Here is a 22,912-nt window from a genome sequence, read left to right as displayed (position 1 = left end):
GCACTGTGCACGTGGCCCTGGTTGTGACCGCCGAACTCCTCCCCCGCCGGGCGGTTGCGGCTGAGCTCGGCCAGGTCGGCGAAGACCTCGACCAGCGCAACCTCGGCGGCCAGCGGACGGCCGCCGGGTTGCCCTCCGGCCGCACCCCTGCGCGCCGCAGCATCCGCGTCACCGGCACCACCACGGGCCGCACCGGCGCCAGCACGAAGCCGTCGGCCGCGCGCTCCGCCCCGTAGAACGAGATGCGCGCCGGCCCGAGCCGGACCTCGTGCCCGGCCAGCGGCGTGTCCACGTCGTGCGTCACGATCGGCGCCAGGTAGCGCGCCAGTTGCGGGTTCAGGCGCAGCGACTCCGCGTACTCCGACTGGTCCTGGCCGGAGGGCACGGGCATGCCGCGCGGATGCGAGTGCACGATCCCCTTGAACCGCGCCGCGCTCGCCGCCTCCCGGGCGCCGATCGTCGCGATCAGCCGGTCCGTGTTCCGGTACCGCGTCCCGGTCGTGGCGGCGCCGGCGTCGTGGATGAACTCCGTGACGTAGTCCAGCCCCGGCAGCCCCAGCAGCGCCCCGCCCTGCTCCGGCGCGACCGCCCCGATGCGCGCGGCGATCGCGTCCAACACGAAATCCGCCACCCGCACGGGTGTCAGCATGCGCGGCCCTCCACAAACGCCACAGACGCCACCGGAAATACCACCAGAAACGCCACCGGAAACGCCACCGAATCAGAGGTCGTACTCAAACTCGTTGTTCGTCGAGAAAGGGAACGGATACCCGGCCAACACCACATCCATCCCCGTGGCCCACAACACCGACTTCGAGTAGGCCTCCTCCAAAGTCGGCTGCCCCGAACCCCCGGACTGGCTCAGGCACAAACGCCCGTTGGCATAGAGATGCCCCGCGTGCGCCCCGACCAGCCCCTCCAACCGAGGCTCGACCAGCTTGACCTGATAACTCATCCCGTCGAAGTACGCGAACATCGTGTACGGCCGCCCCATCTGCGACAGGAAGCTGTAACACCACCCCCGCGCATCCCGATGCTCGATGAACTGCGTGTTCCGCGGCATATGCTTCGCCGCCCACCGCAGATCCTCGACTTCGCGCCCGCGCACCCGAGCGGCGAAAGTCCCGTGCTGCACCTTGCTCAAAGGACGCCCCACCGGCGCCTGCCCGGTATAGATCTCACCCTCGGACCCCACCGTGACCCGCGCCCGCGGATCCACCGGATACTGGTCCCCCTGCTGCTGCGCACTGCGGATGATGTCCCGCAGCCGGTTCAGATCGGTACGTTCGACATCTGTCATGGCCTACCCCTAGCACTGGACTTCCGTGCGTTTTTCAGGGTAGATCTGCCCGGCCGGATAGGAAACTACCCGGCCACCAACCGCAACCCGTTCCGCCGCTCGTCCTCAGCCAGCAACCGCTCCATCTTCGCCCGGGTGTCCGACCCGGCCCGCGGGTTGTGCAGCACGATCCGCAGGTCCGCGCGGTCCGGTACGGACAGCGTCACCGACTCGAAGTGCAGTGGTCCGACGCGCGAACTCAGGCTCTTGATGTTCACCCCGCTGTGCGCCACGCCCTGGCGGGCCCACAGTTCGGCGAACTCCGGGCTCTGCGGCAGCAGGCCTTCGACCACCTGGCGGAAGCTCTCGTCGCCGGGGCACGCCGTCATCTCCGAGCGGTACGTCGCCACCACGTGCGGGGCCAGCTCCGCCCAGTTCTCCAGCGATTCGCGGTAGATCTCGTCGAGGAAGTACTGGTGCAGGCAGTTCCAGCTGCCGTCGGTGGTGTGCAGGGCCAGCTCCGCGGCGCGGTTGGCGACCACCATGTTCCAGTAGCGGTCGACGATCATGCCCGGGTTGGGGAGCCAGGTGTCCACGAGGCGGAGCAGCGCCTGGTTGACCGGGCCGGAGGCGTGGTCCGGGCAGATCCTGCCGACCGGCGGGGGGTTGAGGCCCGCCAGGGCGTACAGGTGGCGGAGTTCGGGCTCGTCGAGTTTGAGCACCCGGCCGATCGCGTCCAGCACCTGCGAGGACACCGTGATGTCCCGGCCCTGCTCCAGCCACTGGTACCAGGACGTGCCGACGCCGGCCAGCACGGCCACCTCCTCGCGCCGCAGGCCCGGGGTGCGTCGGCGTCCGCCGGGCGCCAGGCCCACCTCCTCGGGGGTGATCCGGGCGCGGCGGGCGATCAGGAACTCGCGCAGGTTCGCACGTCGGACGGAATCGGGGTCCATCTGGACCGGGGCCGTCATCGACACAGCTTTCTCCCCTCAGGCACACCGATCAGAGCACCGCAGCCACCCCCGCGTCCTACCCCGCGAACCGCGACTCACCCCGGTACCCAGCCTGGTGTAAGGACCACCAGCATAAACAGGCGCTACCCAGATCCGCTCGCCGCGCCGAATCCTGGATCCATGACAGATGTCCTCGACCAGCCCACACCGGTGACGCCCACCGGCCCGGCCGGTGCGGCAGCCACCGCGAACATCGACAACCCGAACATCGACACCCCTTCGACAACCTCCGGCTTGTCCGTCCGGGCCAAGCTTGTTCTCTTCCTGCTCTGCGCGGCGAACTTCATGGTCGCCGTCGACTTCTCCATCCTGAACATCGCCGTCCCCAGCATCGGCAAGGACCTGCACATCACCGACGCGAACCTGCAATGGATCGCCACCGCCTTCGCCCTGCCCTCCGGCGGCCTCCTGCTGCTCTCCGGCCGCGTCGGCGACCTCGTCGGACGCAAGAAGGTCTTCATCACCGGCACCGTGCTGTTCACCGCGGCCAGCGTGATCGCCACCGTCGCCTGGGTCCCGGCCGTCCTGCTGGCCGGACGCGCCCTGCAGGGTATCGGCGCGGCGATGATCGTGCCGACCGGCATGGCGCTGCTGACCACGTCCTTCGCCGAAGGACCGCAACGCGAACGCGCACTGGGCATCAACGGCACCCTGATGACCGTCGGCTTCACCGCCGGCATGGTCCTCGGCGGCGCGCTCACCCAGGCCCTGTCCTGGCGCTCCACCATGGTGCTGAACACCGTCATGGGCGCCGTCGTCCTGCTCGGCGCGCCGCGGCTGCTGACCGAGAGCCGCAACCCGCACGCCTCCCGGCTCGACATCCCCGGCGCCGCCACCGTCACCACCGCCCTGCTGGCCCTGATCTACGCCCTGTCCACCGCCGCACAGGTCGGCTTCGGCCGCGCCGACGTGGTGATCGGCCTGGTCGCCGGCGTGGCGCTGCTCGTGGCCTTCGGCGTCATCGAGTCGCGCGCCGCCGAACCGTTGGTGTCGCTGCGGATCCTGCGCCGCCGCAACGTCGCGATCGGCAACCTCGGCGGCCTGGTGACCTTCGCCTGCATGAGCGCGGTCGTCTTCCTCGGCACCCTGTTCCTGCAGCAGATCAACGGCATGTCCCCGACGCTGACCGGCCTGGTCTTCGCGGTGATGGGTGTCGCCGCGGCCTTCGGCGGCATGGTCGCCCCGCGGCTCATCGGCCGCTTCGGCGCCCGCGCCACCCTGGTCGGCGGGCTGCTGTTCCAGGGCCTGCTGATCCTGCCGCTGGCCCTGATCACCACCGGGAACTCCACCCTGCTGCTGGTGACGTTCGGCGCCGTCGCCGCCTTCGGCCACCTCGCCGCGATCGTCTCCTACGGTGTCACCGCGACCTCCGGCCTCGGCGACACCGAACAGGGTCTGGCCACCGGTCTGGTCACCACCTCGCAGCAGGTCGGCCTGACGCTCGGCATCCCGCTGCTGTCCGCCGTCGCCTCGGCCCGCTCCGACAGCCTCAAATCCGCCGGGCACGCCGCCAAGGACGCGCTCGCCGGCGGCATCCGGCTCAGCCTCGGCACCGACGGCGTCGTCGTGCTCGTGGTCGCCGCGCTGGTGTGGTTCGGCCTGCGGACCCGGCCCACGCGCTGAAGCTGCGAAGCTGACAGCACAAAGCAACAGGGAACGGCCCCGCACCGGCGGGGCCAGTGCGGGGCCGTTCCCTCATACGCCACCGCGACAATCCCTTTCGCGTCTTCGCCCTGATAGGGCATGCTGTAGCGGGTGGGGGATCTTGGCGGCGTTCCGGAGGGGATCGCGGACGCGGACGCGCCCGTCGTCGTCGCCTTCATCAGCACCGCCAGAACCGCGGTCGTCGCCGAGCTCGGCGACGCACTGGCGACGGTGCTCTGGGTCGGCGTCATCATCGCCGCCGGCCTCGCCGGAGCGTTGCGCGACGCCACCGTCGTCCTCCCCGTGGTCTCCGTCCTGCTGGTCGTCGCCGTGGTCGCCGGCCGCTACCACCGGCTGCGCACATCCGGAAGCCTGCACCCCGCGCCGATCACCGTCGCGTTCGACGCCGAGGGCGTCACCTACGCGGCGTCCGGCAGGATCGCCAAGCTCCCGTGGCCGCAATGGCGCCGCGCCTACCGGCGATTCGGCATCTGGCACCTCAAACTCGCCGCCGCGCCGACGCGCGGCGTGGCGTTCCCCGACAAGGCGCTGGAGCCCGAGCAGCGGGCCCGCCTCGTCGATCTCCTGGAAGACCAAGGCCTCCTGCGCAACGGCCGCCGCTACTGAGCGCGAACGCTGAACGCTGAACGCCTAAGCGTCGACCGAGCGCACCACACCGGTCTTGATCGCGTCGATCAGGGCCTTGTGATCCTCCCGGGTCTGATCCGCGTACGCCACCGCCCACCGCCCCATGGCCCGGTCGAAGGAATCCCCGCCGCCCAGATACGCCGAGATCGCCACCCGGTCCCCGGACCGCGCATGCGCCCGCGCCAGCGTCTGTCCGCACAGCTCCGCGTACGCGCGCAGCATCGCCTTGTCCATCTCCGGCACGTTCGCCGACCCCTTCATGTCCCGCAGCTGCCGCACGTAGAAGTACCGCCCCTCCGGCCCGCTGGCCCACCCCAGGAAGATGTCGCTGGTCGCCTGCATCAGCCGCTGCCCGCCGACCACCCGGTGCCCCTGGTGCTCGTACCGGCTGGCCTTCAGATACGGCGCGAGCACCGACTCCTCGGCCTCCTTCACCTGCAGGAACAAGGGCGTCGACGTGGTCTCGCCGAGCAGCAGCGACATCGAGCAGCGGGTCCCCACGCTGCCGACGCCCACCACCTTCAGCGCGGACTCCACATACCGGAACCGCTCCAACAGAGCCCTGCGATCCTCCTGCAGCGTCGACCGATAGTCGGTGAACACCCGGCGGATGGTCTCCTCCTCGGCGTCCCGGTCGAAGCCGAGCTCCGCGAACGGCACCAGCAGCGGCGGCTGGTACCGGATGCGCGGCGTGCCGTCCGGCCCGGGGCCGGTCAGCTTGCGCAGCGCCTGCAGGTTCGTGTGCCGCTCGGCCTCGGTCAGCGAGGCCTGGACCTCCAGCCGGTTCCGCTTGCGCTTGGTCAGCTGGAGCAACATGGTGGCGTCCACGCTCTGGTACCAGACGTCCAGCTCGTTCATCCCCGCCAGCCGCGCCATCACCGTGCGGTACGCCCGCGCCGCCTCCTTGGCCGTGTCCGCGCCGAAGTCGTCCTTGAAGCCGTTCTGCCGCGCGGCCACCGCGATGCTCGCCGCGAGCCGCTTCACGTCCCACTCGAACGGCCCCGGCAGCGTCTCGTCGAAGTCGTTCAGGTCGAACACCAGCCGGCGCTCGGGGGAGGCGTAGAGCCCGAAGTTGGACAGGTGCGCGTCGCCGCACAGCTGCACCGTCAGGCCGGTGTTGGGGGAGTGCGCCAGGTCCGCGGCCATGATCGCCGGGGCGCCGCGCAGGAACGCGAACTCCGAGGCGGCCATCCGGCCGTAGCGGATCGGCACCAGGCCGGGCAGCCGGGTGCCCGCCTGCTTCTCCAGGATCGCCATCGGGTCGCGGCGGTCCGGGGGCGCCGACCAGTCCCCGGTCGAGGAGCGAGTGACCTGCTTGCGGGCCGCTCGCCCGGCCGTCACCCGGGAGGCCAGGCTGGAATTCGTCATGCGTCCCACAGTGGCGCCGCGACCGCCCGGACGCACGCCGATGCCCGGCCGGATCGGCTGATGAGGCGATCCGGCCGGGCATCCGTCCGGCGACTGTGCTGGGGCCCTACCGCTTCGCGGCCATCCCCGCGGCCTGCTTGGGCAGGAGGAACGCCATCGCCAGAATGGCCACGACGAACACCACGTCCACCAGGTCCACCCAGCGCATCGCGCTCACGTAGCTGCCGAACCCGCTCGGGTGCGAGCCCAGCGCGGAGAAGAACACCGTGCCCAGGATCGTCACGCCGGCCGCGCCGCCGAACTGCTGCGAGGTGACCAGCATCCCGGAGGCGGCCCCGGCGTTCTTCGACTTGATCCCGGCCAGGACCGAGCCGACCAGCGAGGGCAGCACCAACCCGTTGCCGGTGCCGACCAGGATCATCGACGGCAGCAGCTGCCAGGACGCCAGGTCCGCGCCGCGCCAGGCCAGCACGACGCCCAGGAACACCAGCCCGGCGGTGCTCAGCGAGGCGCCGATGGCGATCACCCGGGCGCCGTACCGGCCGGAGACCTTCCGGGCCAGCATCGAGCTGGTCGCGAAGGCCACGCCCAGCGGCCCGAACAGCAGTCCGGCCCGCACCGGGCTCATGTGCATGCCGCCCTGCAGGAACAGGGTCATGGCCAGCATGAACCCGCCGAACATGGCCAGCATCAGCCCGGACAGCGCCAGGCCCAGGCTGAACGTCCGCTCCTTGAACAGCGTCAGGTCCACCATCGGCGCCCCGCCGGCCCGGGACAGCTTGGCCTCCCAGCGCATCGCGACGATCATCACCGGCACCGAGGCGACCAGCGAGATCCAGGTCCAGATCGGCCACCCCTCGGCGCGCCCCAGGATCAGCGGCGCCAGCGCCAGGCCGATGCTCAGCGCGATGGCGACCGCGCCGACCGGGTCGAACTTCGGACGGTGCGTGCCCCGGGTGTCCGGCAGCCAGCGCAGCGCCAGCACCACCGCGATCAGCCCGATCGGCACGTTCACCAGGAAGATCGGCCGCCACGTCCAGTGGAACAGGTTGGCCTCCAGCAGCACGCCGCCGAGCACCTGCCCGGCCACCGAGCCGATGCCGATGGTGGCGCCGAACCACGCCATCGCCCGCGGCCGCTCGTGCACCGGGTAGATCACGTTGATCAGGGCCAGCAGCTGCGGGACCATCGCCGCCGCGGTGGCGCCCTGCACCAGGCGCGCGACGATCAGCACGGTCGACGTCGTGGCCACCCCGCAGGCCAGGCTGGCCACCGTGAAGGCCGCCATGCCGATGACGAACATCCGCTTGTAGCCGAGCAGGTCGCCCAGCCGGCCGCCGGTGATCAGGCCGGCCGCGTAGGCGAAGCCGTACCCGCCGACGACCAGCTCCAGCCCGGCGTCGGTGGTGTGCAGGTCGTGCTGGAACGACGGCGCGGCGACGTTGACCACGAAGTAGTCGAACATCGCCATGAACATCGCCGACAGGATCACCGGCAGCATGCGCCAGCGCCGCGGATCGGGGGAAGAATCCGGCGCCGGCTTCGTTGTTAAGGGAGTGACTACTTCCGTGGTGGCTGACACGGGGCACCATCGCATTCGCTCGGACCAGTGCTGGATCGGCAGCCAAAGAGTTCGACGCTCATCGAACGGTTCGACTAGTATCGAACTGTACGACGACTATCGAACTGAAGGCAAGCGGGTTTAGGCTGTGACCATGGACACCCAGGTCGAGCAGTACGAACTGAGTCATCCCGGCGAGGACGCGGTGGAGTTGACCGCCGTGCTGTCCGCGCTGGCCGAGCCGGCTCGGCTGACCATCGTGCGCACCGTCGGGGCGTTCGCCCCCGAGGGCGGGATGGCGTGTCTGGACGTCTGGGACAAGAGCGGGCTCACCGCGACCAAGTCGACGATGTCGCACCACTACAAGGTGCTGCGCGAGGCCGGGCTGGTCGTCATGTGGTGGGTCGGCGCCAAGAAGCACGTGCGGCTGCGGCGCGAGCTGATGGACGTCCGCTGGCCGGGCCTGCTGGACGCGGTCCTGCAGGACACCAGCGCGCCGCGCCTGGAACCGCACGAGCAGCGGTAGGGCGCGGCGCGGGTCTGCGCGCCGGAGTCAGCGGCGCTCAGCGTGATCGGTCGGCACCGGCGCTCAGCGGTGCATCGCGGCACCCTTGAACGCCTTGTCGACCGCGTTCTTCGCGCCGTACACCGCGATCCCGACCAGATCCAGGTCGGCGCCGCGCACGGCGCGCACCGCCGCCCGGTTGTCGGCGTCGTTGCCGGTCTTGAACATGTCGGCGGTGAACACCGCGACATCGAGACCGCGTGACAGAGCCCTGCTTCGGGCGGCGGCGAGCAGTTCTGCGCTCCCCTCGAAGACCAGCACCGGCTGGCGGAACTCCGAGAGGTAGACGGTGTCGTCGGCGTCCCGGTAGGCCTCGCCGATGACCTCCGGATGCGCCGCGCCGATCCCGCTGACCAGGAACGCCGTGACGTTCAGTCGCTGCCACACCGCGAGGTCGTCCCGCAGCAGCACGGCGATCTTCGTGTCGAACCTGACAGGCCCGTCGTGGGGAGCGCTGTCCTCGGCGGTGCCGTCCTTGCGAGTGCTGTCGTTGACGGTGCTGTCCGTGATGGTGCTGTCGTTCATGATCCGAGGATTCCCGGCGGCGCACAGGAGTGTCTTGAACGCTCGTGCGCCGCCGGGGTGCCGACCAGCTCAGGCCTCGGAAACCAGTCCCGTCTCGCCAGTCTCCTCGGCCACCGAACCGGCCGTACTCGTCGCGTCTGCCGCGTCCACCGCGCCAGACGCCTTTCCGGCGGCGCCGCCGGACATCTTCCCGCCCCGCAGATCCCGCTCGATCTGCTCCAGGCTGCGGCCCTTGGTCTCCGGGATGTAGAACCGGGCCAGGATCAGCAGCACCACGTTGACCCCCGCGAAGACCCACATCGCGCCGCCGATCCCGAGGTTGCTCTTCGCCGACATCGTCGGGAAGACCGCGGTCACCAGGCCGGTGGCGGCCCACAGGACCGTGGTGGCCACGGCGGTGCCGGCGGCTCGGGCCCGGAGCGGGAAGATCTCGCCGATCATCACCCACACCGTGGCGCCCCAGCCGAGCTCGTACCCGGCCAGGTAGAGGATCAGGAAGATCAGGGTCATGGTGCCGAGCGTGTTCTTGTCGGTCACGTTCTTGATGACCAGGCCCGCGGCGAACAGCGAGACCACCATGATGGCCGCGCCGATCTGGAGCAGCGGTTTGCGGCCCCAGCGGTCGACGACGAACAGCTCCCACACCGTGAACAGGAACTTCACGACGCCGAGCACGACCGCCGACAGCAGCGCGGTGCGCGTGGCGAAGCCCAGCGACTTGAGCATCGTCGGGAAGTAGGCGTTGATGGCGTTGACGCCGGAGAACTGCTGCCCGATCGCCAGGATCATCGCGACCAGCACCATCGGCCGCACCCACGGCTGCCACAGGTCGCGGACCCGGCCGCGCTCGGAGTCGCGCTGGATGACGTCGCGGATGTCGCGGACCTCGACGTCCAGCTCCGCCTCGCTCGCGTCCGGGCGGGTCGCGGCCAGCACGGCCCTGGCCTCCGCGTCCCGGCCCTTGCTCAGCAGCCAGCGCGGGGTCTCCGGCAGCACCAGCAGCCCGGCTATCAGGATGACCGCGGGGATCACGGCCCCGAGGAACATCCCCTTCCAGTTGTTGTGGCTGGACAGCGCGTAGTCCACGAGGAACGCGATGAGGATGCCGCTGACGATGAACAGCTGGTTGAGCGAGCCCAGGGCGCCGCGCACGCGGGCCGGGGCCAGCTCGGCCAGGTAGGCCGGGACGGTCGCCGAGGACAGCCCGATGCCGATGCCGATGACGCCGCGGGTCAGCATCATCGCCTGCCAGTCGCCGGCCAGCACGCACGCGACGGTGCCGATGATCACCACCACCGCGGCCGTCATGATGGTCAGCCGCCGGCCGATCCGGTTGCACACCCGGCCGGCCAGGACCGCGCCGACCATCGCGCCGACCGACAGGCTCGCGGTGATGGCGCCCTTCTGGAAAGCGGTCAAAGACCACTGTTTCGCGAGCAGCACCAGGACGCCGGCGATGACGCCCAGGTCGTAGCCGAACAGGATGCCGCCGAAGGCACCGAACGTGTAAAGGGTCGCGCGGTTCACCGGACGGCGCGCGGCCGGGGCTGCGGGGGACGCAGTAGTCGCCATGGCCGGAACCGTGGCACTGGTTAAGGACGCTGACAAGACATCAGCCGGTAACAATTCAGCAAAGTAGACGGCATTCACATATGAGAACGCCATCACAGCTCGCGGAAACGGCACGCGCGACCTTCGCGGGGCGGCCGGAATCGGCTCGGAATCGGCCCGCGACCAGGCCGAGACCAGTCCGGAGTCAGCGAGCTCGGGTTCGGCCCGGAATCGACTCGGGACCAGGTGCGGAATCAGGTGCGGAATCAGCGAGCCCGGGTTCGGCCCGGGACCAGCCCGGAACGCGCCGGAGTCAGGCCGGAACCGGAGTCAGTGAGCAGGGATCACCGGATCCCGGCGCGCCGCAGCTGCTGGCTCAGGTCCTCGGCCACGTCCCGCAGCAGCGATCCGACCCGCTGCAACTCGGCGTCGGTGACCCGCTCGCCGGGCATCGAGCAGCTCATCGCGTCGGTGCCCGGGATCCGGTACGGCACCACGGCCGCCACGCACGCCAGGTTCGGCGAGCTCTGGCCGCGCTCGGTGGAGTACCCGCGCTCGCGGATGAAGGCCAGCTCCGAGCGCAGCGCCTCGCGGTCGGTGATGGTCAGGTCGGTCAGCGCCGCCAGGTTCTTGGGCAGCACCGCGGTCAGCTCGTCGTCGGCGAGTTCGGCCAGCAGCACCTTGCCCAGCGCGGTGGCGTGCGCCGGCAGCGTCCGGCCGACCCGCGACACCAGGTGCGCCGAGGTGCGCGACTCCCGGGTCTGCAGGTAGACGATGTCCGGGCCGTTGAGCCGCGCGAAGTGGCAGGTGTAGCCGATCTGCTCGCGCACCTTCTCCAGCGCCTCGGTGGCGTACGGCATCACCGGGTCGCGGTCCAGGTACGCGGTGCCGCAGATCAGGGCCTTGACACCGAGCCGGAACCGGGTGCCGGCGTCGTCGGACTCGATCCAGCCCACGTCGCGCAGGGTGCGCAGCAGGCCGTGCAGCGAGGAGCGCGGGAACCCGGTGTGGTGGTGCAGATCGGTGAGCGAGAGCCAGGAGTGGTTCGCGCCGAAGGCCTCCAGCAGCTCCACGGCCCGCCGGGCCGACTTCACGCCCGCCGCGGAGTCGCCGCCGCCCAGCTCGGAGGCGCCGTCCGCAGTCGCGTCGGACGTCGGGGCGGCGGATCCGGCCGCCGGTCCGCGGGATATGCCGGTGTCGGCCATGGGACTCCTTCGTTGACAGGTCTCCCACCCCACATTACCGTCTGCGACGGATTTCAGATATCTGACGATAGTTCACATACCTGAAACCCCCGCTCAACAACGTCACATGTGCTCGAAAGGAGATCTCTCCAGTGCGACCATCAAGACGTCGGGGGACGAAAATCCTGATCGGGATGCTCGCCGCAGCGCTCACGCTGTTCGGCGTGACCCAGGCCGGACAGGCCGCCACCGGCCGGTACGCCGCCGCCGCGACACCAGCGGCTGCTGCGGCACCGGCCTCGACGGTTCCCGCGTGGACGGGGACCTTCGACAACTTCCACACCGCACCATGGATCGCGAACTGGGGCACCACGTCTGACACCGCGCAGTGTCAGGGTGCCTCGGGGACATTCGGCTGTAACTGGGGCTACGGAAACCTGGCCCCGGTCACCGACTCCAGCGCCCCGGGATCCGGGCAGGCGCTGAAGGCCACCTATCCCGCGAACAGCGGACCGCCCAGCTGCTACCTGTCGGTCAGCGGCTGTGTGCTCGGCGGCGGCCAGTTCTACCAGGACCTGACCACCAACGGCCAGACCGCCCTGGCGAACAGCCCCAGCCTGGATCTGAAGTACGACTACAGCTTCCCGGTCGGCTTCGACTTCGGCGGCAAGACCCAGGGCAAGATGCCGGGCCTGTGGGGCGGCGGGGTGATGGGCTGCGAGAGCGGCGCGCAGCACTGCGCCAGCGGCTGGTCGACCCGCTACATGTGGAAGGGCGGCAGCTCCAGCGCACCCAACGGCGAGCTGTACTTCTACACCGCGTCCGGCTCCGGGTACGGCGCCGACCTGTGCAACGGCAACTGGACCTTCGCCGCGGACGGCAAGTGGCACTCGATCGAGCAGCTGACCAACGTCTCGACCGGGTCCATCACCATCTGGAGCGACGGCAGGAACGTCTGCCAGGTCACCGAGCCGATGCCCGGGGCGCACTCCGGCGTGTTCTTCTCCACCTTCCACGGCGGGCACGACCTGAGCTACAGCCCGAAGAAGACCGAGAACGCCGAGTTCGCCGACTTCAGCCTGGCCACCGACGGTCCGCAGACCCCCACGTCCACCGGGCCGGCCACTCCGACCGCGCTGAGCGCCTCGGCGAGTTCCAGCTCCAGCATCGCGCTGAACTGGACCGAGACGAACACCTCCGACGCCGCAGCCTCGTACCACGTGTATGAGGGCTCGACGAAGGTGGCGACCGTCAGCGGCACCAGCGCCACGATCACCGGCCTGGCCGCGGGCAGCACGCACACCTACACGGTCACCGCCGTCGACGGCTCCGGCGTGGAATCCGCGCACAGCACCGCGGCGACGGCGACGACACCGAGCTCGACCAACACTCCCGCGACACCGACGAAACTCGCGGTCAGCGGGACCACGAGCTCCAGCATCAGCCTGTCCTGGACGGAGACGGACAACGCCGACCCGGCCGCGTCCTACCAGGTCCTCGAAGGCTCCACCGTGGTCGCCACGTCGACCGGCACCAGTGCCACCGTCGGCGGTCTGACCGCCGGGAGTACGCACACGTACACGGTCGAAGCCCTCGACGCGGCGGGCAACGCCTCCGCTGCGAGCGCGTCGGCGACCGGCACCACGTCCAACCCCAGTACCGTTCCGGCTGTCCCGCAACACGTGGTCGTGGCCAGTGCGACCTCGTCGAGCATCACGCTGAACTGGACTGAGACGAACACCTCGGACGCGGCGGCCTCGTACGACGTCTACGAGGGCACCAGCCGGGTCGCCACCTCGAAGACGACCAGCGCCACCGTCACCGGCCTGGCCGCGGGCAGCACCCACACCTACACCGTCACGGCCGTCGACGCGGCCGGCAACGAGTCCGCGCACAGTGCCGCGGCCACCGGCAGCACGACCGGCGGCGGGGGCGGCGGGCTGACCGTCACCATCAAGAAGACCAAGGACTGGGGGAGCGGCTACACCGACACCGCGACGCTCACCAACACCTCCGGTTCCGCGGTCACCGGCTGGGACGTGCAGTTCGATCTCGACAAGAGCGAGAACATCGAGAGCTCGGCGGGCGTCAGCTACGCCTCCAGCGCGAACCACTACACGCTCACCAACGACAGCACCGACGCGACCCTCGCGGCCGGTGCCAGCCTGCAGTTCAAGTTCAGCGGCGACTACGGCTCCGGCGGCTACATCGCGCCGACCAACGTCGCGGCCTACCCCCTGTCCGGGCAGCCGAGCCCGGCGACGCCGACCGGCCTGACCGTCACCGGCACCACGACGTCCAGCATCAGCCTGTCGTGGACCGAGACGGACAACAGCGATCCGGCCGCCTCGTACACCGTCTCCGAGGGCGGCGTCCCCGTCGCCACCGTCCCGACCACCAGCGCCACCATCGCGGGGCTGGCGGCCGGGAGCACGCACACCTACACGGTGACCGCGGTGGACGCCTCCGGCAACGGCTCCGCGGCCAGCGCGCCGGTCACCGCGACCACCGACTCCGGCGGTCCGGGCACCCCGGCCACGCCGACCGGCCTGACAGTCACCGGCACCACGTCCTCCAGCATCAGCCTGTCGTGGACCGAGACGGACAACGGCGATCCCGCTGCTTCGTACCAGGTTCTGGAGGGCTCCACGGTGGTGGCCTCGCCGTCCGCGACGTCCGCGACCATCAGTGGCCTGACAGCCGGCAGCACCCACACCTACACGGTGGTGGCGGTCGACGCCGCCGGTGCCGCCTCCGCGGCCAGTTCGCCGGTCACCGGCACCACCCAGGCCGGCTCCACGACCCCGGCCACGCCGACCGCCCTGATGGTCAGCGGCACCACCTCGTCGAGCATCACCTTGTCCTGGACCGAGAACGACAACGCCGACCCGGCCGCGTCGTACAACGTCCTCGAAGGATCGACCGTGGTGGTCACGTCCTCCACGACCAGCGTGACCGTCGGCGGCCTGGCCGCGGGCAGCTCCCACACCTACACGGTCGAGGCGGTCGACAGCGCGGGCAACACCTCCGCGCCGAGCGCCTCGGTCACGGGCAGCACCTCAGGCGGCGGCGGACCGAACCCGTTCACGCAGTCGCTGATCGACAGCGCGGTCGCCGCCGCGCCGTTCAACTGGGCCGCGCCGACCTCCTCGGTCCCGCGTCCCGGTACCAACCCGGCCAACATCGCGCAGGCGAAGGTGCTGTACTACCTGGCCCTGGTCGACAAGGTGGCCCCGGGTTCTGCGGCTACCAGTGGGACCAGCGTCCGGAGCGCGCTGCTGACCCAGATCAGGAGCCTGATAGCGGGCGGCCACGAGCCGGACGCGGACGGCGGCCTGGAGATGTGGGGCCAGGCGCCGGTGGCGCAGGCCCTGCTGCTGCTCAAGAACGACGGCTCGGCGTGGAGCCAGCTGTCCTCCGCCGAGCAGAACAAGGTCACGCTGCTGGAAGCGGCCATGGGCTACGGCAGCAACTACGCCTACAACGACGCCAACAGTTTCTCGTCCGGGATCTGCGGCTTCGGGAACTTCTCGAAGACCAACAACCCGAACTACCGGGACGGCGGCGTCGACACCGAGATCGCGGCGATCCAGTTCTTCGGCGCCTCGACCTGGGACGGCATGCTCAGCGCGTTCAACGACGCGACGTTCACCGGGCAGCTGAACGCCGCCGGGCTGACCAGCGCCGGCCAGTGCTTCGCGGCCGTCGGCAGCGGCGGGAACTCGGCGATCGCGCGGCCGTTCGTCTACTCCGGCCACCACTCCAGCGACCTGATGGGGATCTGGAGCACCATCGCCGGGAACACCTTCGACAAGACCGCGCAGAGCACGGTGAGCCCGGCGCACATCGCCGACGGCACCACCAGCCCCTACGACGGCCAGTGCTGCATGGGCCACGAGTTCAACAGCACCGACTCTCAGGGGCTGCGCAGCTCCGCGCTGTACACGTTCGAGGGCTGGATGAACGTCACCGGCTCGCGGGTGACCATGGAGGTGCTCGGCAACTTCAACCTCTCGGCGGCGAGCACCGAGACGCAGTACCACATCGGCACGCTGGACCTGAAGTACAAGCTCGACCACGGGTACATCAGCCACGCGCTGAACCAGTCGGACATCCTGGTGGATGACCACGGCAGCCCGGCCACCGACGGTCCCAACGCCAAGGGCTTCCTGTACGACTGGGACGCCTACACCGTTTCGGGCGCTCCCAACAGCTGATCGCCCACTGATCGCTCATCGATCGCCCATTAGCCGCCCACTACCCGGGGGGCTCCTTCGGGAGCCCCCTCCCTCTTGCCCCTCGGGCCCCTCTTGACCACTCGGACGTTCGCTACTACGTTTCCAGCATCTGAGCACGTTCACCTCCATGTCTTTCGTTCACATCCATGAATCCCCGTTGAAGCCGAGGGCCCCATGCGAACCGTGACACCCCGAACAGCGAGATCCATCTGCGCCGCGCTCATGGCCGCCGGCGTCGCGATATCCGTCGCCGCTTGCGGCGGCTCCAGCAGCTCATCCGGTGCGGGCACGTCCAAGAACGCCGCCGCCACCGGCACGCTCACCGTGTGGATCCGGGGGTCCGGCGACTCGCCGAAGGCCTACCAGAAGATCTTCGACGCCTTCACCGCGCAGACCGGCATCAAGGTCTCCATCGGCAAGGCGACGCTGACGGACTTCGAGACCGCGCTCACCGCCGCGGCGTCCGCGCACCAGCTCCCCGACGTCGTCCTGGACGACGCCGCGCAGATGGGCAACTTCGTCTCGCAGGGCATCGTCCTGCCGATCGACAAGACCAAGTTCACCGGCGCCGACCAGCTCACCGACCAGGCCTGGGCCTCGACCTCGGATCTGTTGGGGCAGACCTACGCGGTGCCGTTCTCGGCGCAGGCGAACGTGCTGCTGATCCGCAAGGACTGGCTGGACAAGCTCGGCCTGCAGCCGCCGAAGACCTGGGACGACCTGGCCAAGGTCGCACAGGCTTTCACCACGCAGGACCCGGACGGCGACGGCAAGAAGGACACTTACGGTCTGGCCGTCCCCGGCTCCACCGCGCGCGGCTACACCTCGTGGTTCTGGTCCTCGTTCCTGTACTCGGCCGGCGGGGACTACCTCAAGGAGAGCGGCGGCAAGTTCACCGCGACCCTGAACACCCCGCAGGCCGCCTCCTCGGCGCAGTTCCTGGAGGACCAGGTCTGCAAGAACAAGGACGTGCAGCCCTCGGCGCTCGGGGACGACACCACCGCGGCCAACAAGGCGTTCCAGACCGGCGTGGCCGGCATGTACCTCACCGGCCCCTACGCCTACGCCACGATGGACGCGACCGCGGTCAAGGGCAAGTACATCGTGGTCGCCCCGCCGACCGGCCCCGACGGCACCGCCGGGACCCTGGCCGAGGGCACCGACATCTTCACGATGGCCGACAGCAAGCAGGACGAGGTGACCAAGCTCGAAGAGTTCATGGTCACCCCGGACGCCCAGAAGATCGGCATGTCGGCGATCCCGTCCGCGACCGTGGTCCGGCTGCCGGTGAACAAGGCGGTCGACGCGTCCGTGGTGCACGGCAACGACCCGCGCTGGCAGCTGGCGCAGCAGGTCTATGCGACCTCCGGCCACTACGAGTACGACAAGGCGCCGAACTGGACGCAGCTGCGGCAGAAGATGTCCGACGACCTGAACAAGCTGCTGTCCTCCTGCGGGAGCGTGCAGACCGGTCTGGACTCGATGAACTCCGACGTCGCCGCGCTCCTGAAGCAGCAGGGCGTCGGATGACAGCGCGCCTTTATAGACCAACACAGCCTCGATCCCCGGTGGCGGCCGACAGCGTGCTGTCCGGCCGCCGCCGTACCGGCGGTCCACCGGCGAAACCGTTCCGGCAACGCCTGGGGCCGTGGCTGTACCTGGCGCCGTTGCTGGCGTTCATCGGCGTGTTCAAGGTCTGGCCGACGATCTGGGGCGTCTACCTCAGCTTCTTCCACGTCCGGCCCTACCTCGGGAACCAGTACGTCGGCACCGCGAACTACTCCAAGCTCTTCTCCGACGCGGATCTGCGCTCGGCGGTCGTGCACACGCTCTTCGACGCGGTGTTCGCGGTCTCCGGCTCGATCTTCGTCGGCTTCTGGCTGGCGGTGCTGCTGCAGGGGCCGGCCCGGCACATCAGGATCCTGCGGACCGCGGTGTTCCTGCCGACCGTGATCGCCATGGTCGCCGCCGCCGAGCTGTGGACGACGCTGCTCTACCCCTCGCCGTACGGCTCGGTGAACTCGCTGCTGGGCAAGGTCGGCATCGGTCCGGAGCCGTTCTTCAGCAGCCCGCACTCGGCGCTGGCGTCGGTGATCCTGATGCAGGTCTGGAAGAACGCGCCCTACGACATGGTGATCTTCGTCGCCGGCCTGGCCTCTGTGGACCGCGAGATGTACGAGGCCTGCCACCTGGACGGCGCGAACTGGTGGCAGCGGCTGCGCTTCGTGACGCTGCCCTCGCTGCGCCCGATCACCACCATCGTGCTGGTGCTCGGGATCATCAGGGGCCTGCGGGTCTTCACCGAGATCTGGGTCGCGACCAACGGCGGCCCGGCCGGGTCCTCGGAGTCCGTGGTCACCTTTCTCTACCGGCAGTTCAGCCAGAACAACGACACCGGTTACGCGGCCGCCATCGGGACGGCGCTTCTTGTGGTGACGATGCTGCTGACGTGCCTGATGCTGCTGTGGCGGAGGCGCAAGGACATATGAGGATCCGTACCAGAGCCGGCGTCTGGCTGCTCTACGCGCTGGTCGCCTTCGTGTTCGTCTACCCGCTGTGGACGGTCGTGGCGACCGCCTTCTCCAAGCGGCAGGCCAAGCTCGGCGCGCTGATGAACGTCCCGCACGGCTTGACCGGCGCCAACGTCTCCCAGGCCTGGCACCTGGGTGTCGCGCGCGGCCTGCTCAACTCCTTGATCGTGGTGGCCGTAGGGTTGACCCTGCAGCTGACGGTGTCCGCGCTGGCGGCCTACGCGCTGGCCCGCAAGCGGTTCAAGGGCGCCGGGCTGGTCATGCTGGCCGTCCTGGCCACCATGATGATGCCCGAGGAGGTGATCGCGGTGCCGCTGTTCCAGGTGCTGGGCAAGATCCGCCAGCCGTTCACCGGGGGCACGCTGGTCAACTCCTACGGCGGCCTGATCCTGCCGCTGGTCGGCTGGGCGCTTCCGGTGTACGTGCTGACCGGCTTCATGAAGCGGGTCCCGCTGGAGCTGGAAGAGGCCGCGCGGATCGACGGCGCCGGCGACTTCCGCATCTTCTGGCGCATCGTGCTGCCGGTGTGCCGGCCGGCGCTGGGCACGTGCGCGGTGTTCGGGTTCCTGATGATCTGGGACCAGTACCTGCTGCCGCTGCTGGTGTCGCAGACCCCGAAGATGGACACCCTGACCGTCGTCGTCACCAGCCTGCAGGCGTCGCAGGAACAGGGCGAGGGGGTGCGGCTGGCCGCCGTGCTGATCCTCGCGGTGCCCGGCGTGCTGGTCTATCTGGCCTTGCAGAGACTGTTCGAACGCGGCCTGCTCAGCGGATCGCTCAAGGGATAAGGGTACTGATGCAATCACTCGTGGACCGGCTGGACGGCTTGCTGTTCTTCCCCGTCACCCCCTTCACACGCGCCGCCGGCGACCGGCCCGGCCGCGTCGACCTGGACGTCTACCGCGAGCATCTGCGCTCCCGGCTGGCGTTCCTGGACGCGCCGGACCGACCGGGTCCGGCGGCGGTGTTCGCGTGCTGCGGGACCGGCGAGTTCCACTCGCTGGACGTGGACGAGTTCACCGAGTGCGTCCGGGCCGCCGCCGAGGTCGCGGCCGGCCGGGTGCCGGTGGTGGCCGGGGTCGGGTACGGGGCGGCGCTGGCCGCGTCCTTCACCTCCGCGGCCAAGGAAGCCGGCGCCGACGGCCTGCTCGTGATGCCGCCGTACCTGGTCGCCGGGGGCGCGGCCGGGCTGCGCGACCACTACACCGCGGTGGCCGAGAGCACCGATCTGGAGCTGATCATCTACCAGCGGGACAACGTGACCTTCACCCCGGACGTGGTCGCCGACCTGGCCGAGGTCCCGAACATCGTCGGGTTCAAGGACGGCAAGGGCGACCTGGACCTGATGCAGCGCATCGTCTCGGCGGTCCGGGACCGGCACGGCGAGGGCAAGCTCCACTACTTCAACGGGCTGCCGACCGCGGAGATGTCGCAGCTCGCCTACGCCGGCGTCGGCGTGCCGAACTACTCCTCGGCGGTGTTCTGCTTCGTCCCCGACGTCGCGCTGGCCTTCTACCACGCCTACCGCGCCGGCGAGTCGAGCCTGGTGAACGCGCTCCTGGACCGCTTCTTCCGGCCGTTGGTCGAGCTGCGGGCCAAGGCTCCGGGCTACGCCGTGGCGCTGGTGAAGGCGGGGGTGCGTCTGGACGGCCTGGACGCCGGCCCGGTGCGCCCGCCGCTGACCGACGCGGCCCCGGAGCATGTGGAGCGCCTGGCGGAGTTGGTCACGGAAGGGCGCAGGGTACTGACCGAGCACGGGATCGACACGGCGGCGTGAGGGCGGGATCGCAGATGTCTGAGATGAAGCGCGGCAGGATACTGATGACCGGCGCGGCCGGCGGGGTGGGCACCTTCCTGCGGGCCGGCCTGGCCGAGGCGGGCTGGCAGGTGCGCGGTTTCGACCTGGTGACGCCCGACGAGCCGGACGCCACCGAATGGCTGGTCGGCGACGTCGGTGACGCCGCGGCCCTGGACGCGGCGATGCGTGACGTGGACGTGGTGGTACACCTGGCCGGGATCCCGGTCGAGGACACCTTCGCGCGCATCCTGAAGAGCAACATCGACGGGACGTACCAGGTCTTCGACGCCGCGGTGCGCGCCGGCGTGCCCCGGATCCTGACGGCCAGCAGCAACCACGCGGTGGGCTACTACGAGCGCGCGGACTTCCGGGACGCGCCGATCGGCGTGGACGTGCGGCCCAGACCGGACACGTATTACGGCGTCTCGAAGGTGTTCGGCGAGGCGATCGGGTCGTTCTACCACGACCGGCACGGGCTGCAGGTGGCCTGCGTCCGCATCGGCTCGTGCTTCGAGGAGCCGAAGAGCCGCCGGATGCTGGACACGTGGCTCAGCCCCGCCGACGCCACGCGCCTGTTCGACGCCCTGGCGACCGCGCCGGACCTCGGCTACGAGATCGTGTACGGGATCTCGGCGAACAAGACGGCCTGGTGGGACCTGGAACCCGCGCGCCGCCTCGGGTACGAGCCGCAGGACGACTCGGACGTGTTCGCCGAGAAGGTCGAGGCCGCCGAGGACCGTGCGCCGGATCCGGAGGACCCGGAGTACCGCTACCTCGGCGGACGGTTCACGACCTTCGTACCGCCGGAAGACTAGGCGGGTTCGGGCCCCGCCTTCGGGTGGGGCTCGAACGCCACCAGCAGCGCGCAGTGGGCCTCGGCCGGAATCAGGGGCCGGATCTGGGCTTCCGACTGTGCTTCGACCAGGACCACCAGCATGCGGCGGCCGGCCAGAGCGGTGCGGAAGGCCGCGGCGAGTTCGTCGCCGGTCGCCTCGGCGGGCCGGGCCGGGACCTCCAGGGATCGCAGAAACCTGCGAAGTAGAGCGGCTGGTTCGATGGGGTCCGCGAGGCTTGCATAGAGCTGGCCGTCGGGGAACTTCGCCGAGGCGTGGTGCGCTGCCCTGATAGCGACTTCTGAAGCCTCGACTCGCACTATCGCCGCTCGATAAGGCTGCGCAGGCCCGGCGACCAGTTCCGCCACGACTTCCCGCACATCCAGCTCTGAGTCAGCCAGGTCCGGCGGCAGCTCGCGTGGTACGCCGGCGCCGATTCGCGGGTCCCGGCCGACTGTGGCTCCACCGAGGCTGCTGCTGCCGGGCATTTCCGTGGCCGCGCCGAGCCCGCCGCCGGCGATACCCCTGGCTCTGCCCAGGCCGCCACCGCTTCCGACGAATCCTCTGGCTCCGCCGAGATCGCTGGTGCCGCCGGCGAATCCCCTTGTCCTGCCGGGAGCATCACCGCTGCCAGGCATGCCGCCGGCCCCGTCGATCGCCTCGTCAGGTTCCGTGTCGGTATCCGCCTCGGCGACCGCGCGCCGCACCGCCATCAACCGCGCCCGCGGCACCTGCAGTGCATCGGCCAGCATCTGCACCGTCGACCTGCGCGGCTGCTGCGTCCGGCCGCGTTCCAGGCTCCTGATGGCGCGCGTGCTCAGGCCGCTGGCGTGCGACAGCTCCTCCTGCGTCCAGCCTCGGCGCTGGCGCCAGGCGCGGATCGCCTCCGCGAAGCCGGCCGCGTGGCCGTCCCCCTCTTCCACAGCGGCAGTCTGCCCGGCTGACGTGCGGCTAATCGTCCGCGTAACTTCCGGCGGCTGTTCCTGGTCGGGGCGCGAGGTGAGCGCCAGCCTTGAAGAGGAGGAGGTGGCCGTGGTGGTGATCTTTGTGGCGGTCGCGGGGTGTGTCGTCTTCGCGCTGCTGGGACGTGCGGTCTCAACGATGGCGCAGCGGATGCGCGGCTGGTATCGGGGGAGTGTGGCGGGCAGCGCTATAGAGCTCGCCGCGCTAGCCGCTCTGGTCGGCGGTCTGCTCGGCGAGCTCTATATGCGGATGCGTTCCTGAAGCGACTACCGGTGCTGCGACACGGTGTACGGGGCCCTGCCGCTGTTCGAGCTGCTGTTGTCGGAGTTCCACACGCTGTTGGAGATCACGGCGATGACCCCGATCACGATCATCACGATCAGCAGCGTCCGGGCGTTGCTCGACATGAACAGCGGCCGGGTCGGCGACCGGCGGTCGCCCTCGCCCGAGACCCCGGGCACGTCGCCGAACAACCCCTTCGGCTGCGTCGGCGTCAGCATCCCGGAGAACGCCATGAAGCGCGTCTCGAACCGCAGCATGGCGCTGGTCGCCCCGAACGCGGCCTCGGGCTGGACGCCGGTGAACAGCATGATGATCCAGACGAAGAACGACACGACCGCCGCGCCCTCGCCGACCACGGACGTGACGATCCAGCCCGGGACCATGAGGATGATGCGGAAGAACACCGCGGCCGGGTTCAACCGCGTCGCCTCCGGCACGTCCATCTGGATCGGGTAGCCCGGTGCCTCGAAGAACGCGAACGGCGGGTACTCGTCGACCAGCAGGAACAGATAGCCGTGCACCCGGACCTGGTACTTCAGGATGCCGATCAGGAAGTCCCGGATGCCCGCCGGCAGCCGGCCGGTGAACAGCGCCGCGAACCAGCCCACGATCAGCACGAAGAAGCCGGCCAGCAGCAGGAAGTACAGGATGATCAGCTGCGGGATGGCCAGGATCAGCCGGATCAGCACCGTCCAGCGCTTCTGCGGACGCAGGCCGTGGACGTCCAGTTGGACCTCCGGCTCACGCTGGAGCCCGGCGTACGGATCCCCGCCGCCGGGATACTGCGGGTACTGCGGATAGCCCTGCTGCTGGCCCTGCTGCTGGCCGTAGGGATGGCCGTACGGCTGCTGTGGTTGGCCGTAGGGAGGCGGCTGCTGGCCATACGGAGGCGGCTGTCCATAGGGCGGCGACTGGTTGGGGTCCTCCGG

19 protein-coding genes and 1 pseudogene are annotated in these 22,912 nt (G+C 69.9%); 10 read left to right on the top strand and 10 right to left on the bottom strand.

Annotation, left to right across the window (positions count from 1 at the left end; all coding sequences use genetic code 11):
* Positions 1–403: 403 nt before the first annotated feature.
* The 3 genes and pseudogenes from GWK61_RS61600 to GWK61_RS36315 all read right to left on the bottom strand — a co-directional run.
* Positions 404–649: pseudogene (locus GWK61_RS61600) on the bottom strand (ThiF family adenylyltransferase); the annotation flags it as partial.
* Positions 650–721: 72 nt separating this feature from the next.
* Positions 722–1,300, bottom strand: coding sequence for a hypothetical protein (locus GWK61_RS36320; protein WP_194916230.1), 579 nt, complete (start codon positions 1,298–1,300; stop codon positions 722–724).
* Between the two features lie 65 nt (positions 1,301–1,365).
* Positions 1,366–2,250, bottom strand: a complete 885-nt coding sequence (locus tag GWK61_RS36315; protein WP_194916229.1) for a helix-turn-helix transcriptional regulator — start codon at positions 2,248–2,250, stop codon at positions 1,366–1,368.
* A 162-nt stretch (positions 2,251–2,412) separates the two neighbouring features.
* On the opposite strand from GWK61_RS36315, the gene GWK61_RS36310 reads away from it, so the two are divergent.
* Together GWK61_RS36310 and GWK61_RS36305 are read left to right on the top strand one after the other, a co-directional pair.
* Positions 2,413–3,915 (top strand): MFS transporter, encoded by a 1,503-nt coding sequence (locus tag GWK61_RS36310; protein WP_194916228.1) that lies wholly within the window; start codon positions 2,413–2,415, stop codon positions 3,913–3,915.
* Positions 3,916–4,047: 132 nt separating this feature from the next.
* Positions 4,048–4,563, top strand: a complete 516-nt coding sequence (locus tag GWK61_RS36305) for a hypothetical protein (RefSeq protein ID WP_194916227.1) — start codon at positions 4,048–4,050, stop codon at positions 4,561–4,563.
* A 24-nt stretch (positions 4,564–4,587) separates the two neighbouring features.
* Here GWK61_RS36305 and GWK61_RS36300 read toward each other — a convergent pair whose 3' ends face one another.
* Both GWK61_RS36300 and GWK61_RS36295 read right to left on the bottom strand, forming a co-directional pair.
* Positions 4,588–5,952, bottom strand: coding sequence for a DUF2252 domain-containing protein (locus GWK61_RS36300; protein ID WP_194916226.1), 1,365 nt, complete (start codon positions 5,950–5,952; stop codon positions 4,588–4,590).
* Positions 5,953–6,058: 106 nt separating this feature from the next.
* Entirely contained in the window at positions 6,059–7,453 is a 1,395-nt protein-coding gene (locus GWK61_RS36295) for an MFS transporter (protein WP_228563523.1), read from the bottom strand.
* Positions 7,454–7,667: 214 nt separating this feature from the next.
* Here GWK61_RS36295 and GWK61_RS36290 point away from each other — a divergent pair, with 214 nt between their 5' ends.
* Positions 7,668–8,039: an ArsR/SmtB family transcription factor gene (locus tag GWK61_RS36290; protein ID WP_194916224.1), complete on the top strand. Its 372-nt coding sequence runs from the start codon at positions 7,668–7,670 to the stop codon at positions 8,037–8,039.
* 63 nt (positions 8,040–8,102) lie between these two features.
* Here the strand turns inward: GWK61_RS36290 and GWK61_RS36285 are convergent, their stop codons facing one another.
* The 3 genes from GWK61_RS36285 to GWK61_RS36275 all read right to left on the bottom strand — a co-directional run bounded on the left by GWK61_RS36285 (position 8,103) and on the right by GWK61_RS36275 (position 11,359).
* Positions 8,103–8,603, bottom strand: a complete 501-nt coding sequence (locus GWK61_RS36285) for a DUF2000 domain-containing protein (RefSeq protein ID WP_194916223.1) — start codon at positions 8,601–8,603, stop codon at positions 8,103–8,105.
* Positions 8,604–8,672: 69 nt separating this feature from the next.
* The gene (locus GWK61_RS36280; protein ID WP_194916222.1) at positions 8,673–10,175 is read right to left on the bottom strand and encodes a sugar porter family MFS transporter; all 1,503 of its coding nucleotides are present in this window, start codon (positions 10,173–10,175) and stop codon (positions 8,673–8,675) included.
* Between the two features lie 323 nt (positions 10,176–10,498).
* Positions 10,499–11,359, bottom strand: a complete 861-nt coding sequence (locus tag GWK61_RS36275) for an IclR family transcriptional regulator (protein ID WP_228563522.1) — start codon at positions 11,357–11,359, stop codon at positions 10,499–10,501.
* A 173-nt stretch (positions 11,360–11,532) separates the two neighbouring features.
* Here GWK61_RS36275 and GWK61_RS36270 point away from each other — a divergent pair, with 173 nt between their 5' ends.
* The 6 genes from GWK61_RS36270 (at position 11,533) to GWK61_RS36245 (ending at position 20,720) form a co-directional block, all read left to right on the top strand.
* Complete coding sequence (locus GWK61_RS36270) at positions 11,533–15,555, top strand: fibronectin type III domain-containing protein (RefSeq protein WP_194916221.1); 4,023 nt, start codon at positions 11,533–11,535, stop codon at positions 15,553–15,555.
* 204 nt (positions 15,556–15,759) lie between these two features.
* Positions 15,760–17,106: an ABC transporter substrate-binding protein gene (locus GWK61_RS36265; protein WP_194916220.1), complete on the top strand. Its 1,347-nt coding sequence runs from the start codon at positions 15,760–15,762 to the stop codon at positions 17,104–17,106.
* Between the two features lie 38 nt (positions 17,107–17,144).
* Entirely contained in the window at positions 17,145–18,065 is a 921-nt protein-coding gene (locus tag GWK61_RS36260; protein ID WP_194916219.1) for a carbohydrate ABC transporter permease, read from the top strand.
* Entirely contained in the window at positions 18,062–18,895 is an 834-nt protein-coding gene (locus GWK61_RS36255; RefSeq protein ID WP_194916218.1) for a carbohydrate ABC transporter permease, read from the top strand. Before GWK61_RS36260 ends, GWK61_RS36255 begins: the two co-directional genes overlap by 4 nt.
* An 8-nt stretch (positions 18,896–18,903) precedes the next feature.
* Entirely contained in the window at positions 18,904–19,884 is a 981-nt protein-coding gene (locus GWK61_RS36250; RefSeq protein WP_194916217.1) for a 5-dehydro-4-deoxyglucarate dehydratase, read from the top strand.
* Positions 19,885–19,898: 14 nt separating this feature from the next.
* The gene (locus tag GWK61_RS36245) at positions 19,899–20,720 is read left to right on the top strand and encodes an NAD-dependent epimerase/dehydratase family protein (protein WP_228563520.1); all 822 of its coding nucleotides are present in this window, start codon (positions 19,899–19,901) and stop codon (positions 20,718–20,720) included.
* On the opposite strand, the gene GWK61_RS36240 is transcribed toward GWK61_RS36245, so the two are convergent.
* Positions 20,717–21,661, bottom strand: a complete 945-nt coding sequence (locus tag GWK61_RS36240) for a helix-turn-helix domain-containing protein (RefSeq protein ID WP_194916216.1) — start codon at positions 21,659–21,661, stop codon at positions 20,717–20,719. The genes GWK61_RS36245 and GWK61_RS36240 overlap by 4 nt on opposite strands.
* Positions 21,662–21,737: 76 nt before the next feature.
* Here GWK61_RS36240 and GWK61_RS36235 point away from each other — a divergent pair, with 76 nt between their 5' ends.
* Entirely contained in the window at positions 21,738–21,962 is a 225-nt protein-coding gene (locus GWK61_RS36235; protein WP_194916215.1) for a hypothetical protein, read from the top strand.
* A gap of 5 nt (positions 21,963–21,967) precedes the next feature.
* On the opposite strand, the gene GWK61_RS36230 is transcribed toward GWK61_RS36235, so the two are convergent.
* Positions 21,968–22,912 (bottom strand): DUF4389 domain-containing protein (locus GWK61_RS36230; protein ID WP_194916214.1); only part of this gene is annotated, 945 nt, incomplete at its 5' end.

It is taken from the genome of Catenulispora rubra, from assembly GCF_015356825.1.
Classification (GTDB): domain Bacteria; phylum Actinomycetota; class Actinomycetes; order Streptomycetales; family Catenulisporaceae; genus Catenulispora; species Catenulispora rubra.
Note: the sequence above shows the minus strand (reverse complement) of the source record. Positions and strands in the feature narration are given on the sequence as shown.

Bases quoted from the DNA above. Each gene is read 5' to 3' on its own strand.
- GWK61_RS36320 (WP_194916230.1), bottom strand. From the start codon at position 1,300: ATGACAGATGTCGAACGTACCGATCTGAACCGGCTGCGGGACATCATC.
- GWK61_RS36300 (WP_194916226.1), bottom strand. From the start codon at position 5,952: ATGACGAATTCCAGCCTGGCCTCCCGGGTGACGGCCGGGCGAGCGGCC.
- GWK61_RS36250 (WP_194916217.1), top strand. From the start codon at position 18,904: ATGCAATCACTCGTGGACCGGCTGGACGGCTTGCTGTTCTTCCCCGTC.
- GWK61_RS36295 (WP_228563523.1), bottom strand. From the start codon at position 7,453: ATGCTGCCGGTGATCCTGTCGGCGATGTTCATGGCGATGTTCGACTAC.
- GWK61_RS36270 (WP_194916221.1), top strand. From the start codon at position 11,533: ATGCTCGCCGCAGCGCTCACGCTGTTCGGCGTGACCCAGGCCGGACAG.
- GWK61_RS36285 (WP_194916223.1), bottom strand. From the start codon at position 8,603: ATGAACGACAGCACCATCACGGACAGCACCGTCAACGACAGCACTCGC.
- GWK61_RS36310 (WP_194916228.1), top strand. From the start codon at position 2,413: ATGACAGATGTCCTCGACCAGCCCACACCGGTGACGCCCACCGGCCCG.
- GWK61_RS36290 (WP_194916224.1), top strand. From the start codon at position 7,668: ATGGACACCCAGGTCGAGCAGTACGAACTGAGTCATCCCGGCGAGGAC.
- GWK61_RS36255 (WP_194916218.1), top strand. From the start codon at position 18,062: ATGAGGATCCGTACCAGAGCCGGCGTCTGGCTGCTCTACGCGCTGGTC.
- GWK61_RS36280 (WP_194916222.1), bottom strand. From the start codon at position 10,175: ATGGCGACTACTGCGTCCCCCGCAGCCCCGGCCGCGCGCCGTCCGGTG.
- GWK61_RS36315 (WP_194916229.1), bottom strand. From the start codon at position 2,250: ATGACGGCCCCGGTCCAGATGGACCCCGATTCCGTCCGACGTGCGAAC.
- GWK61_RS36245 (WP_228563520.1), top strand. From the start codon at position 19,899: ATGTCTGAGATGAAGCGCGGCAGGATACTGATGACCGGCGCGGCCGGC.
- GWK61_RS36275 (WP_228563522.1), bottom strand. From the start codon at position 11,359: ATGGCCGACACCGGCATATCCCGCGGACCGGCGGCCGGATCCGCCGCC.